Origin of the sequence: Fischerella sp. JS2 (assembly GCF_032393985.1) — a bacterium.
Taxonomy (GTDB): Bacteria; Cyanobacteriota; Cyanobacteriia; order Cyanobacteriales; family Nostocaceae; genus Fischerella.
This window is the reverse complement of the sequence record NZ_CP135918.1, coordinates 4,751,847-4,769,521: the sequence shown is the minus strand read 5'-3', so window position 1 is coordinate 4,769,521 and position 17,675 is coordinate 4,751,847. Positions and strand designations below refer to the sequence as shown.

The 17,675-nt window shown below is 39.3% G+C and carries 20 protein-coding genes and 2 pseudogenes; 9 read left to right on the top strand and 13 right to left on the bottom strand.

Annotated features, from left to right (window positions below):
• Nucleotide 1: 1 nt before the first annotated feature.
• From RS893_RS20285 to RS893_RS20275, 3 genes are all read left to right on the top strand, one after another.
• On the top strand, nt 2-820 hold the full coding sequence (locus RS893_RS20285; RefSeq protein WP_315787345.1) for a metal ABC transporter ATP-binding protein: 819 nt from the start codon (nt 2-4) through the stop codon (nt 818-820).
• A gap of 78 nt (nt 821-898) precedes the next feature.
• Nucleotides 899-1,753, top strand: a complete 855-nt coding sequence (locus RS893_RS20280) for a metal ABC transporter permease (RefSeq protein WP_315792049.1) — start codon at nt 899-901, stop codon at nt 1,751-1,753.
• 191 nt (nt 1,754-1,944) lie between these two features.
• Nucleotides 1,945-2,733, top strand: coding sequence for an HAD family hydrolase (locus RS893_RS20275; RefSeq protein WP_315787344.1), 789 nt, complete (start codon nt 1,945-1,947; stop codon nt 2,731-2,733).
• 52 nt (nt 2,734-2,785) lie between these two features.
• Here the strand turns inward: RS893_RS20275 and RS893_RS20270 are convergent, their stop codons facing one another.
• The 3 genes from RS893_RS20270 to RS893_RS20260 form a co-directional block, all read right to left on the bottom strand.
• On the bottom strand, nt 2,786-3,790 hold the full coding sequence (locus RS893_RS20270) for a glycosyltransferase family 2 protein (protein ID WP_315787342.1): 1,005 nt from the start codon (nt 3,788-3,790) through the stop codon (nt 2,786-2,788).
• 393 nt (nt 3,791-4,183) lie between these two features.
• Nucleotides 4,184-5,350 (bottom strand): glycosyltransferase family 4 protein, encoded by a 1,167-nt coding sequence (locus tag RS893_RS20265; RefSeq protein WP_315787340.1) that lies wholly within the window; start codon nt 5,348-5,350, stop codon nt 4,184-4,186.
• A gap of 623 nt (nt 5,351-5,973) precedes the next feature.
• Nucleotides 5,974-6,597 carry a DUF4126 domain-containing protein gene (locus RS893_RS20260; protein WP_315787338.1) on the bottom strand — a complete coding sequence of 208 codons (624 nt, stop codon included), beginning with the start codon at nt 6,595-6,597 and terminating at the stop codon, nt 5,974-5,976.
• Nucleotides 6,598-6,751: 154 nt separating this feature from the next.
• On the opposite strand from RS893_RS20260, the gene RS893_RS20255 reads away from it, so the two are divergent.
• A complete protein-coding gene (locus RS893_RS20255) occupies nt 6,752-7,024 on the top strand; it encodes a hypothetical protein (RefSeq protein WP_315787337.1) in 273 nt (90 codons plus the stop codon).
• A 3-nt stretch (nt 7,025-7,027) separates the two neighbouring features.
• Here RS893_RS20255 and RS893_RS20250 read toward each other — a convergent pair whose 3' ends face one another.
• Complete coding sequence (locus RS893_RS20250; RefSeq protein WP_315787335.1) at nt 7,028-7,792, bottom strand: HMA2 domain-containing protein; 765 nt, start codon at nt 7,790-7,792, stop codon at nt 7,028-7,030.
• Nucleotides 7,793-8,371: 579 nt separating this feature from the next.
• Between RS893_RS20250 and RS893_RS20245 the strand changes: the two genes are divergently transcribed.
• From RS893_RS20245 to RS893_RS20230, 4 genes are all read left to right on the top strand, one after another.
• Nucleotides 8,372-9,421, top strand: coding sequence for an amino acid ABC transporter substrate-binding protein (locus tag RS893_RS20245; protein ID WP_315787333.1), 1,050 nt, complete (start codon nt 8,372-8,374; stop codon nt 9,419-9,421).
• 85 nt (nt 9,422-9,506) lie between these two features.
• Entirely contained in the window at nt 9,507-10,424 is a 918-nt protein-coding gene (locus RS893_RS20240) for an ABC transporter permease subunit (RefSeq protein ID WP_315787332.1), read from the top strand.
• 4 nt (nt 10,425-10,428) lie between these two features.
• On the top strand, nt 10,429-11,448 hold the full coding sequence (locus RS893_RS20235) for an amino acid ABC transporter permease (RefSeq protein WP_315787330.1): 1,020 nt from the start codon (nt 10,429-10,431) through the stop codon (nt 11,446-11,448).
• Nucleotides 11,449-11,490: 42 nt separating this feature from the next.
• Complete coding sequence (locus RS893_RS20230; protein WP_315787328.1) at nt 11,491-12,231, top strand: amino acid ABC transporter ATP-binding protein; 741 nt, start codon at nt 11,491-11,493, stop codon at nt 12,229-12,231.
• 28 nt (nt 12,232-12,259) lie between these two features.
• Here the strand turns inward: RS893_RS20230 and RS893_RS20225 are convergent, their stop codons facing one another.
• On the bottom strand, nt 12,260-12,568 hold the full coding sequence (locus RS893_RS20225; RefSeq protein WP_315787327.1) for an antibiotic biosynthesis monooxygenase: 309 nt from the start codon (nt 12,566-12,568) through the stop codon (nt 12,260-12,262).
• 13 nt (nt 12,569-12,581) lie between these two features.
• Complete coding sequence (locus RS893_RS20220; RefSeq protein WP_315787325.1) at nt 12,582-13,418, bottom strand: sulfurtransferase; 837 nt, start codon at nt 13,416-13,418, stop codon at nt 12,582-12,584.
• A gap of 95 nt (nt 13,419-13,513) precedes the next feature.
• Here RS893_RS20220 and RS893_RS20215 point away from each other — a divergent pair.
• Nucleotides 13,514-14,189: pseudogene (locus RS893_RS20215) on the top strand (LuxR C-terminal-related transcriptional regulator).
• A gap of 500 nt (nt 14,190-14,689) precedes the next feature.
• Here RS893_RS20215 and RS893_RS20210 read toward each other — a convergent pair.
• From RS893_RS20210 to RS893_RS20180, 7 genes and pseudogenes are all read right to left on the bottom strand, one after another.
• Nucleotides 14,690-14,787: pseudogene (locus tag RS893_RS20210) on the bottom strand (type II toxin-antitoxin system HicB family antitoxin); the annotation flags it as partial.
• Nucleotides 14,788-14,832: 45 nt separating this feature from the next.
• On the bottom strand, nt 14,833-15,018 hold the full coding sequence (locus tag RS893_RS20205; RefSeq protein WP_315787323.1) for a hypothetical protein: 186 nt from the start codon (nt 15,016-15,018) through the stop codon (nt 14,833-14,835).
• Nucleotides 15,018-15,638 (bottom strand): carbon-nitrogen hydrolase family protein, encoded by a 621-nt coding sequence (locus tag RS893_RS20200; RefSeq protein ID WP_315787321.1) that lies wholly within the window; start codon nt 15,636-15,638, stop codon nt 15,018-15,020. The genes RS893_RS20205 and RS893_RS20200 overlap by 1 nt, the downstream gene beginning before the upstream one ends.
• Before the next feature lie 285 nt (nt 15,639-15,923).
• Nucleotides 15,924-16,100, bottom strand: coding sequence for a hypothetical protein (locus tag RS893_RS20195; RefSeq protein WP_315787320.1), 177 nt, complete (start codon nt 16,098-16,100; stop codon nt 15,924-15,926).
• Nucleotides 16,093-16,239: a hypothetical protein gene (locus RS893_RS20190; protein WP_315787318.1), complete on the bottom strand. Its 147-nt coding sequence runs from the start codon at nt 16,237-16,239 to the stop codon at nt 16,093-16,095. Before RS893_RS20190 ends, RS893_RS20195 begins: the two co-directional genes overlap by 8 nt.
• A gap of 53 nt (nt 16,240-16,292) precedes the next feature.
• Entirely contained in the window at nt 16,293-16,907 is a 615-nt protein-coding gene (locus RS893_RS20185; protein WP_315787317.1) for a dihydrofolate reductase family protein, read from the bottom strand.
• 94 nt (nt 16,908-17,001) lie between these two features.
• On the bottom strand, nt 17,002-17,298 hold the full coding sequence (locus RS893_RS20180; protein WP_315787316.1) for a hypothetical protein: 297 nt from the start codon (nt 17,296-17,298) through the stop codon (nt 17,002-17,004).
• Between the last annotated feature and the right edge of the window lie 377 nt (nt 17,299-17,675).

The window sequence follows — 17,675 nt, the reverse complement described above, 5'->3', positions numbered from 1 at the left end:
TATGGAAATGCTATTTTTAGACCCAAGCCAACCTCAAGCTCAAGCAGTAGAAATACTTAGTACAGAGATAAAAGCTATTGAAAATAATGTTAGTGATGCTATTACCATTGCTCATTTAAGCGTGTACTATCGAGCAGTGGAAGCCCTCAGAGACATAAATTGCCTCATCAAACCAGGACAACTCACGGGTATTTTTGGCCCCAATGGTGCTGGTAAAAGTACGCTGATGAAAGCAATGTTGGGATTGGTTCCCAGTAGTGGCAAAATACTGTATAAAGGTAAACCCTTAATGCAGCAACTAGATCAAGTCGCTTACGTACCCCAGCGCAGTCAAATTGATTGGACTTATCCCGCCACTGTTTGGGATGTAGTCATGATGGGAAGGGTAAAAAAAACAGGCTGGTTACGGGGTTTTAGTACGGTGAGTCGGCAAGTAGCAAAAACTGCACTAGAACGAGTAGGCATGGGTGAATACCGTAATCGTCCTATTGGACAGCTTTCTGGTGGACAGCAACAACGAGTGTTCTTAGCACGTGCTTTAACACAGGAAGCAGAAATTTTTTGCTTTGACGAACCTTTTGTAGGTATCGATCAGAAAACTCAGTCAGTGATTTTTCAAGTCTTCCACGAACTGACTACTGCTGGCAAAATAGTTCTTGTTGTGAATCATGACTTGGGTGAGTCAATCTCTCATTTTGATGAATTAATTTTATTAAATCGTGACTTAATCGCTACAGGTTCTCGACAACAGGTTTTAACTCAAGAAAACTTGTCTCGCGCCTACGATGGTAATGTAATCTTTTGGAAAGAGGCAGCGTAATTTAGTCATTAGTCATTGGTCATTGGTATGACAAAGGACAAATGACTAATGACAAATGACAAAGAACAAAGGACAACTATGTTAGAAGCGTTGATTGAGCCTTTACAATATGGCTTTATGCAGCGATCGCTGATTATCGCCATTTTGGTAGGGATGTTGTGTGCGGTTGTGGGTAGCTACTTGATGGTACAACGCCTGGCTTTGCTGGGTGATGCAATCAGCCACTCGGTTTTACCTGGATTAGCGATCGCTTTTTTGTTGGGTGCTAACATCTTTATTGGGGCTTTCATTGCTGGGGTTTTGAGTACAACATGTATCGCCTGGATCAGGATGCGATCGCCTATCAAAGAAGATGCTGCAATGGGAATAGTATTCTCGGCATTTTTTGCTCTTGGTGTGACTTTAATTACTGTCATTCAAAAAGAAAATAAAATTGACCTCAACCATTTTCTTTTTGGGAATATTTTGGGCGTAACTATACAGGATGTAAGAGATACAGCTATTATTGCAGCCATAGTATTTGTAGTTGTTTTTTTGCTCTACAAAGAACTTCTATTTTACACATTTGATCCTTTAGGCGCACAAGCAGCAGGTCTACCAGTGAATCGCCTCAATTTTGGACTTATGCTGTTGATTGCTTTAACAATAGTCGCTAGCATGAAAGCCGTTGGTGTTATTTTAGTATTATCACTATTAATTACACCAGGAGCTACTGCCTATTTATTAGTGCAACGCCTACACGAAGTCATGATATTAGGGGCAGTAATTGGGGTCATTTCTAGTATTAGTGGCATGTATTTAAGTTACTTTTATAATTTACCTTCTGGCCCTGCGATCGTTTTAGTGGTATCAGGATTATTTGTGTTAGCTTTGTTATTTAGTCCTAATCATGGTGTTTTTAATCATAGACAGAATTTGAAAAATCAAGAGTAAAAAACAATATACACAGATACACACCAATGATTTATCTGTGTGCATCTGTGTGCATCTGTGTGCATCTGTGTTCGTTATTCATGAATTTTTGATTGTGGCAGAAAATTCTTGCGATGAATTCATATAAAAATGCAAAATTTAAATTCATGAATACGCTAAGCTGACAACAGCAGCTTTAATCTAAAAAAACAATGGCAAATATTCCCTCAATTCTCGCCCTAGACTTTGATGGTGTAATTTGCGACGGACTAATTGAATATTTTGAGGTAGCATGGCGTACTTATTGCCAAGTGTGGTTCCCTACTAATGAAACGCCACCAGATGGTTTAGCTTCTCAATTTTATCGACTCAGACCCGTAATTGAAACAGGTTGGGAAATGCCTGTTTTAGTTAAAGCCTTGTTAGAGGGAATTACAGAAGCAGAAATTCTCCAGCATTGGCACAGTATTAACCAGAAAATTTTGCTAGCAGATCATCTTAATGCCAAAGAAATAAGCACTAAATTAGACAAATTACGCGATGAATGGATTGCTACAGATTTAGAAGGTTGGTTGAGTTTGCATAAATTTTATTCAGGTGTAATTGAGAAACTTAAATCTACTATTGCCAGTACAACCAAATTATATGTTATCTCTACAAAAGAAGGACGTTTTGTCCAACAATTATTGCACCAAGAAGGAATAGAACTAGGATCAAAAGAGATTTTTGGTAAAGAAGTGAAGCGCCCTAAATACGAAATTTTACGAGAATTAATTCAATTACACAAAGTACCTACAGAAACGGTCTGGTTTGTGGAAGACAGATTAAAAACATTACAACTAGTAGATCAACAAATAGACCTTAAAGATGTAAAACTTTTCCTCGCAGATTGGGGTTATAACACTCCCTCAGAAAAAACTACAACCCAAAATGATCCACGCATTCAGCTATTATCACTTTCCAAATTTAGTCAAGATTTTTCCCAATGGTTAGTGGAATAAACTGTTTGCAAGAAGAATTTGGGCTTGTGGTTTAATTTGATTTGCGGACTACTCAACTACTAACTTGCCCTATTTTTTTAATTTGTGTAAAAGGTTTTATTGTATAACGGACAACCTTGCGAGTAAAAAGAAAAGAAAAGACAAGTCTTTCACTCTGACGAAAGCCACAAAGATTTTGTAGAAAAATATAAATTGCTTTTCTACTTTTCTTCTTAAAGCTTGGGTAGGTAATTAAAACTTCTTCTACTAATTTAAAGTATAATTTAAAATAGTTATGCCTTAAAGCCACTCTAGCCTGGTTCAAATAGCATTGAGCTATAGCATAACGATATTTATCGCCAAGTTTATTTAACTTCAATAGCTTATTTTCTGCTTTTTTTAAAACTATAGAGTGGTATTGAATCCAGCGCCTTGACGAGGAACTGGAGACTGTGATATAGCCATAGCGTCTGTAAACTGAATAGCAACCTGGTTGATATACGACTTTAGCACCACTGATAACGACTGATAAGAAAAAATCTCTATCTTGTGCGACTGCTAATTCTTCATCCCAGCCACCACTTTTTTCTACAGCTGTTCTTCTATAGAATAAAGAAGCAACAGCAGTCCACCAATCTAATAGTAGAGATTCAAGAATATCTGCTTGTTCTCCCGGAATCTCAATTTTGTCTAAATAACTTGTTCCGTCGGGTAAATGATGCTTGTATCTCCAATCACCATAAACAACATCTGCCCCCGTTGTTTCTAAAAAGCGCACTTGCCTTTCGATTTTTTCAGGTAAGATGTAGTCATCTGCATCCAAGAACTGAATATACTCTCCCTTTGATAAAGCAAAGCCGAAATTTCTAGCGTAATTTCCTCCTTGATGAGAGCAACTTTTCCAGATAATTTTGTCACCATAACTTTTGAGAATTTCTAAAGAGTTATCAGTTGAACCATCATCAATGACAATAATTTCAATATTAGGATAAGTTTGTTGCAAGCAGCTATCTATTGCCTCTGCTAACCATCTAGCGGCATTAAAGCAGGGTATAATTACTGAAACAAGCTTTGACATTTTTGTTAACCTCTAAATTTAGAAAAAGAAACAGGTAATGTCATTACGATGGAAATGGCAGTTATTTCTTTTTTCCCATCTGTCTGAATCTGAATTTTTTAATTTTTGTTGATCATCTGAACGGTTTTTTTCTAAATGAACAAACATTACTGCAGATATTTTCACCATTTTTTTTCAAAAAAGCAGAGAGTTTAAATTTTTTAATCTAAAAATAATTTACTACTCTCGATAGAGCAAATGAGAATAAAAATAATATAAACAAGTTCGTGATAAAAGTTTCTGTATCCTTAAAATAGTGAGCCAAATCGCTTTCTACAATTTGGCTCACGATGGGATTGGATTGCTGGACTACTCAATGATGAACTTGCTCTTGTTTCTTGATTCAACAAATTATTAACAAGCCAAAAATTCTTGTTGTAACCGTTTTTGAAAGGCTTCTATCCCAAAATTAGCGATCGCCATTTCTCGCAACCACTCACCATTACAACGTTGATCTTCGCCTTTGAGGATTTCAATACAAGCCGCAGCTACAGCATCAGGATCGCGGTGTGGGACTCGCCATCCGAGTTTACCATCCTGCAATGGCTCGGCTGAACCATCAGCATCACCAGATAGCACGGGTACACCACAGGCCATTGCTTCTAAATAGACAATACCAAACCCTTCTTGAGAAGGCATAATGTAAGCATCAGCAAGGCGGTAGTGTTCCACGAGTTCTTCTGTGGGTACAAAACCAGCAAACACAACGCGATCGCTTACTCCCAAATCTTGTGCTAATTTGGCCAGACGCGGTTGATCATCACCACGACCTATTACTAAATATTTCACTTCTGGGAAAACTTGAGCAATTTGTGGTAAGGCTTGAATTGTAATATCTACACCTTTATAAATATCACCAGACCACAACCGCGCTACAGTCATTAATACTTTCGCTCCTTGTAAACCATAGTGTTCTATTAAACTAGCTGGTTTGTCTCCAGGTGTGAGGCGATCGCCATCCACAGCACAGGGTAGAATTTTGACGCGATCAGGATTAAGATGATTAGCACTACAGGCAACTTCACGAGTGTAGCGGCTGATTGTCCAAACTTGTGCTGCTTTTTGCAGGCTAGATTGCATCGACTTTGGTAATGGTTGCCAAACTTCTTTACCGTAAGTGATTACAGTATAAGGAATTCCCAGAAATTTACATAGCATCCCTACCAAGGGCGCTAGCTTGATATGACCACAAAAAACATGCTGGGGTCGGCGACGGATAAGATGAGTGAGTAATGCGATCATAATTTTTGCTCGTCCTAATTGGGGAGACGGAGTTTTAAAATAATGAAACTGGCAACGATCAGATACAAACGGATTTGTGCAACCAGGGGCATCACGCAATATAAATATATCTGCATGTATTGGTTTTGTTAACGTCAAATAGGCTTGAAAAATGTCCTTGACATAAGATTGAATCCCACCTTCACAAGAAAAAATTTCCAAAAATACAAAGACGTGATTAACAGGGGAATTTATTGATTGGCTGAAATCGAAATTGTCTTGAATTTGAGAAGTTAGCATTTTTGTTAATGTTGTGATTACTAATAAATAGCAGGGTTAAGTTATATTATGTCCGCCTAGATCGCTAATAGGTAATTGGGGTATTACCTATATAGTTGCGATGGTCGAAGACTGGTCACAAAATTTTTCTTTGTAATATCGTTTCACCATAATTCTGATACACTTGGTGAACTGGAAGACAAGGAAGACAAGGAAGACAAGGAAGACAAGGAAGACAAGGAAGAGAATTTTTAACAATAATTTTGTGAAATTGTATAACTAATTTTTGATAAGTTTATATATAAAGGATTTACATAAGTGGTATTACTTAACTTATACCAACTCTTAAAAGCGCAGAGATATGTCATGTCACGTCTCTACAACACACGGTTCGTAGTCAGCACTTAAGTGCTTACTAAAAGCCAAGAACATTCGTAGTCATTTTTTGGATAAATAGTATGAGACTGAAATTCAGAAAATAGTAAAAATAAAAGCCCCCTCTAAAAAAATTGGGGGCTAAAGGCAAAGGGTAATTTGCCCTATGGCTCTTTGATACTAGCTATGCCAATTTCACAAAAGTTCACTCGCAAGATGGGAATTTAAATTAAGCAGCATTGTGATAGTAATCACAGATTTAAGTAGTTCTAAATGACATTTTCGTTAGGCTGAGAAGATGGTTTTCTGTTGAAAAACTTCCAGATGCTTTGCAGGGCAAATATTAGAAAACCAATGACGATGATTCCTGCTACCACTGGTAAAGCGATCGCTAATACAGATAGTGCAATTGCGATCACTAACTCAATGGTTGACACAACTGGATTAGTTAATCCGCCTGATACGCCTGTAGAGGTGATTCGTAAAATATTCATTAATACCTTCGTTAACCCTGCACTACCACCACCAGCTATTAAAGCTAACGTCCATTGCACCAAAGGGTTCATTTCCGGGGCAACCGATGCTGCTACAATTGTCCCAGCAATAAATGCAGCAGGCGTGGCAACAGTATCTAGCAGATGATCTAGCCAAGGAATGTAGTATCCAATAATTTCCAGCAAACAAGCAGCTGTGAATACAATCAAGGCTTGAGGCGTTTCCAACCAATCAAAGTCTGTTGGCAAATCAAAATGTCCTAATACCGAAGCCGCACTCAATACTAACAGTGGTACAAATACTCTAAAGCCAGCTGCGGCGCTCAAACTAATTCCCAATAGAAATTCAATCAATGTATCTAGATTGAATAAAGAATTTATGTCAATAGTAGGATTCAAATTCTCCTCCTGCTGCTCAAGCTAAATTGTCAAATGTATTCCTGCTGTTAATTGCTTTTGCGTTCCTAGTGATGACATTTACTCAACAGCGATCCAGAGTTAACACTAACAAATTGCGCTCAAACCTTCATCAGTCTATTGGTTTTGACTTCAAATGAATGTAGGAATAATCTCGCCATATAGTAACGGGTTTTTAGAAGTTGTACCAGAGGGTGAAGGTAGCGATTATTGGCAGATTGCAGCCATACATATCAATGGCAAAGCTTTCTGTCCTAGTCCTCGGCTTTATCGTTCAGAACAAGTAGCGTTAGCACAAGCAGCACAAATATATGATTGGATAGCTAACCACGAGCCAGAAATCAGTGGAGGGGATTGCTACTGCTCTAAGTTGAATTTAATGCTATGGTATCAACCGAAAGAATTTTAGCAGTTAAATTAATACACCAATGTGATGAAGTCTATGATTCCTTGCTGCCAATGCACCGCCTCTGAGTTCTTTTCCAGATTTACTTTTGAGCAAACAGCAACTTTCTGATGAAATAGAAGCCTGTCGTACTTCTAAAGAGCAAGCAGGGAAGATGAATGGCATTGTAAATGTCTTTACTAATGCATCGCCTGTAGACTCAATCAAAATAGCCAGATGCTCCTGCATCTGGGAATCTGACATTACATTAGTTTTATAACTGATCACAATTGATGCGGCATTAAGATTAACGCGGACACTTGTTACGTAGGCATCAGTTGCGAGCAATTTTTCCAGCCACTGTGCATATATCAAATCTTGGGCAATCCGAGGCACGTTAAATCTAACTCGTCCCGGAATTGCATGAACAATAGTGTAGGCAAATTTTTGAGATTGTACTGAATTTATCTTTTCCCTGCTAACATTTTCCTGGTTTGTACTTTCTGTTTGCTCAATTACCTTCAAAGTTAGATCAACAGTAATTAGGTAGAATAATATTGCTGCCCAGCCTTTGAGGCCTAGCATTCTTGCTACTAATAGACCTGCAAGAAGGACAATGAAATTAATTCCCTGCTCTTTCCAATAGCTAACTGATTTCCACTCAGTTAACTCTGATATGGTTGTTTTTTTTGACTGATAGTGATGTTCGCTTTGCTTCCACTCAGAGATTAAATTAGGAGGCGTTTTCAACTTAGCATCTGTATCTTCCCCAATACTGACAGTGCTTGTCATTTACGAGAAAGCTAAATAAAGGTTAATTATAAGTTAACTATAGTTTAGGTTAGGTATTGCAAGATCACCCTTGAGAGTGAAAACTATTACACCCCAGCAACCATCTGGAACCTTCCACAGCTAATTTGGATATGGCCATTGCTAGCATATGCGATCGCAAGATTCAGATGTGGAATTGTATTTACCTCACCAATCAATGATACTACTATTTCAATTAAATACGTTATACCGATAGATAATTAGTGATTAGCTGTTATCAAGAATCTTTTCATGAGTGGGGATAAAAATCAAGTGCTTTTTGTTGAGCAAAATACGTCATATCATGTTCGTCTGAACACTTATATTATCCGTTGGGGTCAGTAATTGGTAATGGGTAATTGGTGATAATGAGTTATTTTTCACCATCCCCAATGCTCAATACCTAAGCTTTATATTGTAAGCAATTAGCCGGACATCATATTCAGACTATTAAATCAGGGAACAGGAAAGAAGTACGTGGGTAGTGGTTGCTAGAGTGAGCCTTACCCAAGTGATAAAACTGATAACTGATAACTGTAATTGAAGGAGATTACAAAATCAATGTTGATACGTAAATGGTATAAATGGAGTTTATTGCTGTTGGCTGCTCTTCCTTTAATTTTGTCAATGAGTGCTTGTAGTAGTAGATCGGCAGGAAGTAATAGCCGCTTAGATACAATCAAAAATCGTGGCAAACTGATTTGTGGAGTCAGTGGACAATTGCCAGGATTTAGCTATGTCAAAGCTAATGGCGAATATGCAGGATTAGATGTAGATATTTGTCGAGCGATCGCAGCTGCTATCTTTGACGACCCGAAAAAAGTCGAATTTCGCAATTTAAACGCCAAAGAACGCTTTACCGCCGTGCAAACAGGTGAAGTAGATATCCTCAGTCGTAACACCAGCTGGACTATCAGCCGTGATACCTCTGTAGGTTTAGAATTTGCACCAGTGGTATTTTATGACGGTCAAGGGATTATGGTACGTAAAAATAGCAATATTAAAAAGCTAGAGGATCTTAAAGACAAATCTATCTGTACCCAAACCGGAACCACCAATGAACAGAACCTCAGCGATCAAATGCGTCAAAAAGGTATAACTTACAAACCATTGGTCTTTGAGGATGTAAATACTACCTACGCAACCTATGAACAAGGTCGCTGTGAAGCCATAACTTCTGATCGTTCCCAGCTAGTTTCTCGGCGTAGCACCTTCTCAAAACCAGATGATCATGTAGTGTTGGATTTAGTACTTTCCAAAGAACCCTTGACACCCGCCGTCGCTAATGGCGATTCTAAATGGTTTGATGCCGTCAAATGGACTGTGTATGGTTTGATAAATGCAGAAGAATTAGGTGTAAATTCACAAAATGTTAGTCAATTAACCAATAGTAGCAATCCAGAAATCAAACGACTTCTAGGAACAGAAGGAGATTTAGGCAAAGGAGCAGGTCTTTCCAATGATTTTGTTGCCAGAATTATTAAACATGTGGGAAATTATGGTGAAATTTACGAGCGTAATTTAGGTAAAAATTCACAGTTAAAACTAGATAGAGGACTAAATAAACTTTGGAATCAAGGTGGAATTGTTTACGCTCCGCCATTTCGGTAATCTATGAACAGAGAAAGGGGAACAGGGAGAATAATATACTAACCAATCCCCAATCCAAAATCCAAAATCTAAAATCCAAAATCAAATGACTCCTATTTGGTACAACCGGAAGTTTTGGGGTATTGTCATCCAACTGGGTGCTGTTTTTATCGCAGTTGCGATCGCACTACAGTTATGGGTAAACCTGACAGATAATTTACAGCGACTAGGTATTCAATTAGGGTTTGATTTTCTCAATTCCCAAGCATCCTTTGATATTAGTGAAACTCCTATTGCTTATCAGGCTTCTGACCCCTATCGTCGTGCTTTATTAGTAGGTCTGCTCAACTCTCTGCGGGTAATAATTTTCGGGATTATCTTTGCTACAGTTGTTGGTATTACTGTAGGAATAGCACGGCTATCTGATAATTTGTTAGTAAAGAAACTGGCTTTAATTTATGTGGAAATTCTCCGTAACACACCCTTACTACTACAGTTGTTTTTCTGGTATTTTGCGATATTTTTGAGCTTGCCAAAATCAGAAAGCACAATTTCTTTTTTAGGATTAATTCAAATTAGTAATCGTGGAATTTATTTACCTTTTAGTATTCAACTTTCTCCCGAATTATCAACATTAGCTCTGGGATTAACTTTGTATACTGGAGCTTTTATTGCCGAAATTATTAGAGCTGGGATTTTATCAGTTCCAAAAGGACAATGGGAAGCTGCAAAAGCATTAGGTTTTAAATCAAAATTAATATTGCGTTTAGTGATTTTTCCCCAAGCTTTACGGTTAATTATTCCACCATTAACAAGTCAATATCTGAATTTAGCCAAAAACTCAAGTTTAGCTATAGCAATTGGTTATCCTGATATTTACTTTGTGGCTTCCACTACTTTTAACCAAACTGGTAGGGCTGTAGAAGTGATGCTGCTAATTATGATTACTTATTTAACCATCAGTTTAGTTATTTCATTCATGATGAATTTGTTGAACCAGACTGTGCAGTTAAAGGAAAGATAAGCGGATGGCAAATCAAAATATTCAAAAATGGGTGAAAAAAAATCTTTTTAATAGCTGGTATAACAGTTTTTTAACTGTAGTTTGCATTTTGCTGGTAAGTTCGGCAATTACAAATATTTTTAACTGGATATTTAAACAAGCCCAATGGTCAGTAATTCAAGCTAATTTATCTTTATTTTTAGTGGGTCGTTATCCTGCGGAACTTTACTGGCGACTATGGTTAGTACTGGCTATTATTTTGAGTCTTTCTTTTGTGTCATGGGTAATTTTTACACAGCGTCTTTCCAGTCGTTTTAATACTTTTTTACCCGTAGCATGGGCGCTATCATTTCCAGTAGTGTTGTGGTTAATTGGGGGTGGTTTAGGATTACAACCTGTAGATACTAATTTATGGAATGGCTTACTACTGACTCTCGTCACTGCTGTCATCAGTATAGTGCTTTCTTTTCCTTTGGGTGTTCTCTTGGCATTGGGGCGTCAAAGTAAATTATTTGTGATCAAAAATTTTTCTATTCTTTATATTGAAATTGTGCGGGGATTGCCACTGATTGGTATTTTATTTTTAGCTCAGGTAATGCTACCGTTATTTTTGCCAATAGAATTTCGTTTAGATCGAGTTATCAGAGGTATTGCGGGTTTAACCCTTTTTAGTGCTGCCTATTTAGCAGAAAATGTGCGTGGAGGACTACAATCAATTCCTCATGGTCAATATGAAGCAGCTAGAGCCTTAGCATTAAATACTCCTTTGATGATGTTACTTATTATTTTGCCACAAGCTTTACGAGCAGTGATTCCGGCTTTGGTTGGACAATTTATTGGTTTGTTTAAAGATACTTCCTTATTATCAATTGTAGGATTATTAGAATTAACTGGTATTTCCCGTTCAATTCTGGCACAACCACAATTTCTGAATCGTTATGCTGAAGTTTATTTATTTGTTGGTTTACTTTACTGGATATTTTGTTATGCAATGTCCTTAACTTCTAGACGATTAGAAAAGCAGTTGGGAATTGGGCAAAGGTAAAAAGAAGGCAGAAGGTTTTACAAAGAAGGTTTAAAACTTTTTATGAATATAAAAGAGCCAATTATTGTTGCCCAAGATGTACATAAATGGTATGGCAAATTTCACGTTTTGCAGGGTGTCAGCCTGACAGTAAACCGGGGAGAAGTAGTGGTGATTATGGGTCCTTCTGGTTCCGGCAAATCGACTTTTATTCGCACTTTTAACGCCTTAGAAGACTATCAAAAAGGACGTATAGAAATAGATGGAATTGCTTTAACAGATGATTTACGTAATATCGAAGCAATTCGGCGGGAAGTGGGGATGGTGTTTCAGCAGTTCAACTTATTTCCACATTTGACAGTGCTACAGAATATTACTTTAGCGCCAATTTGGGTGCGTAAGCGATCGCGCATTAAAGCTGAAGAAGCGGCGATGCAGTTATTAGAACGAGTGGGAATCTTGGAACAAGCACACAAATATCCAGGACAACTTTCAGGAGGACAGCAGCAACGGGTAGCGATCGCCCGGGCTTTGGCAATGCAACCCAAAGTTATGCTATTCGATGAACCAACCTCTGCTCTCGATCCAGAGATGGTACGTGAAGTATTGGATGTCATTAAGACTCTTGCTGCGGATGGAATGACGATGGTGGTTGTCACTCACGAAGTCGGGTTTGCCAGGGAGGTAGCTGACCGAGTTATTCTCATGGATGGAGGTGTCATTGTAGAAGTAGCCACACCCTTAGAGTTTTTCCAAAATCCCCAGCAGGAACGTACCCGCAAGTTTTTATCCCAAATTCTTTAACATAATGATCTTTGAGGTCAATGGATTCTCACTCAGATCCAGAGTTAAATAAAACGCTTTCATAATGCTCCACAGTCGGAAATGGATCATAGAAGTGGTGCAGTAGCGATCGCCACTCTTGATATTTTGACGATTGTCGAAATCCAACCGTATGGTCTTCTAATTGCTGCCAGCGTACAAGCAGAATATAACGATTTGTAGTCTCTAGACATCGTTGAAGTTCATGGGAGACATAGCCCGACATAGAAGCAATAATCTTTGAGGCTGTTTTGAATGCAGCTTCAAACTCTTCAGCCGAACCAGGTTTAATATCAAGAATTGCCACTTCCAATATCATAGGCTGAAATGATTTAACCTTGATCAATCAGTGCATGAGGTAGACGGCTCCACTCATTCCACGATCCATCATAATTTCGCACGTTGGGATAGCCGAGTAAATACTTCAAAACAAACCAGATATATGCAGATCGTCCACCAATGGCACAGTAAGGAAATACTTCTTTATCAGCTGTAATGCCTCGGCTGCCATAGAGAGTGCGTAACTCTTCTACTGACTTAAACGTGCCATCTTCATTCAGCGTGAGAGTATGCTCAAGATGCACAGCACCTGGGATATGTCCCCCACGTTCCGACCCTTCTGGTGGCTTGATCATAAATACTTCGCCACGGTACTCTTGAAGAGTACGGACATCTAACAACACGCAATCCGAGCGCCCCAGAGATGTCTGAACCTCTGCCTGTAGAACTCGCAAATTGGGATCAAAAGATATTGCATGGTACTGAGTAGGTGCGAAGCTTGACAACTCTGATGTCACTGGACGACCTTCCGCCACCCATTTCTGATGTCCACCATTGAGGACATACACTCTCTCATGTCCAAAAAGTTGCAAAAGCCAAAATATCCAGGCTCCTGTGCCGGGGTAACTGCCATAGACAATCACAGTCGTTTCCTGAGAAATTCCCGATCGCGACATCAGTTTCTCAATGGCAACTTGCTCTAGATTCATGCGGAGGTCGGGCATAAGTAGATCCGCAAAGATATTCCAGAAAATTGCACCAGGAATATGAGCATCTTTGTAGGGTTCTGGACTCATATCGACTTCAACCACAGGCACCATCGGATCGTTGAGGTGATCCATCAGCCATTGCGTATCGACCAAAACTTCAGGGTGAGCATATTGGGACATCGGTTTTCTCCTGTCATTAGCACTACAGCTAAGATTAAAAGAGGCAGTTTCCTGCGCCCAGTCCTCGATCAAGTACACTTTTTGCCATCGCGACAATGACCAGTTCCTTGCAGCTTTTATTTGAAGCCATCAACCACCTCAAGGATGAACAAGACCTGCGATCGCGCATCGTACCGAAAATTGGTGAGTATTTTGCGGCAAAGCGATGGGGTATTTTTTTCTTCGATCAACTGTCTTTAGCAGATCGTAATCTTCAAAAAACACTGCAAATTGGGCTATCTATCGAACGTATATCCGGTTGTGCGTTATCTCGTAGAGCGTCATGCTCCTGTTCACGAGGCATTGGTAACATCACCCAAGGTTTGGACAATGATTTGTCCTCGACCAGATCATTGGCATGTGATGGCAGGACCGATCATCAGCAGTGGTCAATTAATAGGTGTTGTGGGTTGCACACGCCAACAGTCAATGCCTGCCTTTGATTCACAAAATCTAGCCGATTTGAGTGCAGTCTGTTTGCACTTGTCAGTTTGGGCTGCAACAGTACGATTTCAATACCAACGGTTCAAAACAGATTGCTTAACGCCTCGTGAATTGCAAATAGCTGAATTAGTTGCTTTGGGACGAACCAACGCAGAAATTGGGAATGAACTTTGGATTACTGAGAATTCAGTTAAGCAAGCTCTCAAGCGAATGTTTCGTAAGCTTGAAGTTTCATCTCGTGCACAGATGGTTGCCCAGCTTTCCGCTACAAAATACATGTTGTCTTAACTCATCAACGCTCATTGTGTCATAATTAGCAGTTATCATGGCTCCTATCTACCAGTAGGCTTGATTTTGAGAACAGAGATTCTACTGCTTTAGACCCTTCATCAACAAACCTATCCGCTTCAATTTTTCATTAATATCAAGTTCGCATGATTACTTACAATTCCCTTTTACCTCACCCCGCCTTCGGCACCCCTCTCCTTAGCAAGGAGAGGGGATGGGGGGGTCCCCTCTGGGGAACTCGGGGGCCCCACTCCCCTAAGGGAGTGGGGATTAGGGGTGAAGGGGCTGTTCTTGTGAGGTTTTTTATTCTAAGTGATTAACCGAACTTGATATAACTTCTATCACTCGCACTTTCACGAAAATTTAGCAAAAAAAGTAGCGATCGCATCTTGCTCATTAGCACCTGAGTTTTTCAATTGGGCGATCGCTTCCAGTTATTTTGCTAGTATTTGGACTTTATAGTAAGCGATCGCACTCATGCGCGATCGCTCATCTATAGCTATAACAAAGCGATCAGCAAACTCTGGAATCCTAACCAGGAAAAGCTGATCTTCGTCAGACCATTAGACCATTGAATTATCATGCTGTATCGACTCATGAATCATCGCCTCACATCCTTACAATTATCAGTTAATTGATAATCTCAAGGTTTCAAAGGCAATCGCCTACAGGTTACATTGTTTTCAATTACTTCTTGTGTGTCAGTGTCGATCATTAGTATTCCTTCATCTTTGTCATTTAGTTGTCCTACCAATAAGCCTTTGTTATTCCAAATTGATGTTTTTCCTGCACATTCATAACCATCAGATTGTCCAACGCAGTTTGACATTAATACTGCATTGAATATTTATTAGCAATCTCGGATAACCTGTTAATTGCTTTGTCAACTCCATTCACAAATTTTGCCACACTTGCAATATAAATTTCTGCCCCACTTTTAAAAGCGTTCTCCGAATGCTCATGAACTGATAATTCATAACAAATTGCAAGTGCAATGTTGGTTTTGTTAACTTTTAAACCAGTAAAGCTTTGTCCGCTAATAAAAAATTCCTCTTCATCAGGGTGTAAATACTGCTTTGAATACGTTTGTTTTGCTTTATATGGCTGAAAAATAACCATACTAATGCAGATGCCTGTATTACTTTTTGTTGGCACTCCAACTCCAATTGTTATCTGCTTGGCATCACTGGTTTTTTGGAAATCGTCAAACCTACTATCGTCTTGATTAGTCGCTAATTCTTTTGATAGTTTCGGTTCATATCCCGTTAACGATAGTTCTGGAAAAATAACTATGTCTGCTCGATTGGAAATGGCCAAATCAATTAATTTTTTGTGATTATCAATATTACTTTGAATGTTACCTTTGATAGGTCTTGTCTGTGCTGTACAAATTTTCATTTTTGTTGCCTTTTTTAAATTGCCACTAACGACAACATTTAGCAGATTCAATTAACCTTGAACTAAGGATAAAATACTCCATTCATTCTAGGGTTAATGCTCTAACAGGCATAAAGTTTTTGAGCTTCTGAGATTTTCAATCGGGCGATCGCTTATTGTTCTTTGGGCAGAAGCTAGTATTTATTATGTGAGCGATCGCTATCACTTGTTTATATAAATTCGTTGGAATTTCTATTACCTAATATACTTCGTCATGACTACCAAGATCTACAAACACAGCATTCCCATCCTCTGTGAAGTAAATCGAATATAGTTAACTAAGTGTAAGGCGATCGCTTACAGGTAGTTTGCTGATATCTGGACTCCTTTATGAGCGATCGCGCATTGTTGCGATTGTAAGCTGTAGCCTAGTTTTGTAGACTCTCGCATGACACGCGCAACAACCGAAATTAACTGATTATCTCGCTTTGCTTTGACTGGCTCAAAAATTAATCGGGGTAAAACTTTAATCAACGGTTTCGGCTCTTCCCAGACGAAGGACACTTTTAGATAAGTTTGCTGGTTCATCGGCGATCGCAACAACAATCTGTAAACTTTGTGGACATGCTACAAAATAATACAAAACCCTATTGTTAGGGTTCCGAATGCTCATAAATAACTTTCAGGCTACTGTCCCCACCAAGATTGAGCGGCATAACTATACTATTAGCTTGCTGTTGATGCTTTTGATCTGCAAATCTCATAGCGCAATTCTGCGAAAGCTGTTCCATAAGTTGTGGCAGATAGCAATTTGAGAGGCGGAGTCGTGATGACGCGCGGCAGCAAGGGCGCGCCACTGCCAAGAGTGACGGAAGCAATCGTCACAATTATTTCGTCCAATAAATCCGCATCGAAAAACTGACCCGCCAAGTCGCCCCCGCCGACCAGCCAAATGTTTTTATCGCCCGCAACTTTTGCCATTTCTGCGTGAACAGGCTGAACATCGCCTTTGACGAAATGAACATTCGCACCGTCAATCGTCGGCAGAGTACGTGAACTGAAAACCCATGTAGGTTGCTGATAGACCCATGTTTTCGGGTATTCTCCATGTTCAATTTTATGATGGTTCAAAATCCACTCATAAGTTGTTGAACCCATAGCGATAGCACCGACTTCGCTAAAGAACTGCGGATAGCTGGTTTCCGACACGTTGCCTAATTGTAAAAGCCAATCGAGTGAATTGTTTGAATCAGCGATAAATCCATCAAGGCTGGATGCGGTGTAATACTGAGTTTTCATGTCGTGCATTAAATTCTGATAAAATGCCGCAACTTTCGTCAAACTACGCGCAGCAAGCTAACGATTCGCTTGAGCGGCTGCAAATAATACTCGCAACTTGACTAAGATTTCTTGTCAGTTCGCTCCAGCAGGGTGGTTAGCCTTCGCTTTTATAATCATCTTTTTCAACAAATATGCACATAGCGAAAGTTGTTTGAGCTACTACAACTCCCAAAATTGCACTTCCAAGAGCTACCGTAGTCTGAAATTTTCTAAGAGTATCAAGCCTTTCCGTTTCAATACGTAGACCCGAATGGTCGAGATTGAATTGCCATTTTGCTGCATAAGCATCGAGATAAAAGCTCATCGGTATACTAATAATGTATCCAAGAGCTAAGAATACTAGGGCTGTTGGAATAGTGAATTTTAAGTTTCGCAAGAGCAAAGATTGCATAGCGAGAATTTGCTTCTAATAGCTGCTTATATGAAACTAGAATGTTAACAATAGTAGACAATTTCTATAGGCTAACAAAGTAAAATCAATAGCATCAGCACCCAGTAGTCGGAGAAGAAATGAAGTGCCTTTACAGCCCTGCTCAAGGAGTAATGATTGCATCCCCCCAACAAGCCTCTCAACCATCTTCCGACAGATAACTTATAGAAGGCTAACGGCACAGTTGTGCGGCGGCAGACAAGCTCGAACACCTACCGATAACCTCTGTACCGTCCGCACCAACGCAGTGTGTACGCCCGGCATGGGCGTGAACTAATGGGGTGAAAGTCCCCTGGAGGAGAACCAGCGTCCAAATGCTCGAAAGTCTTGGAGCCGAG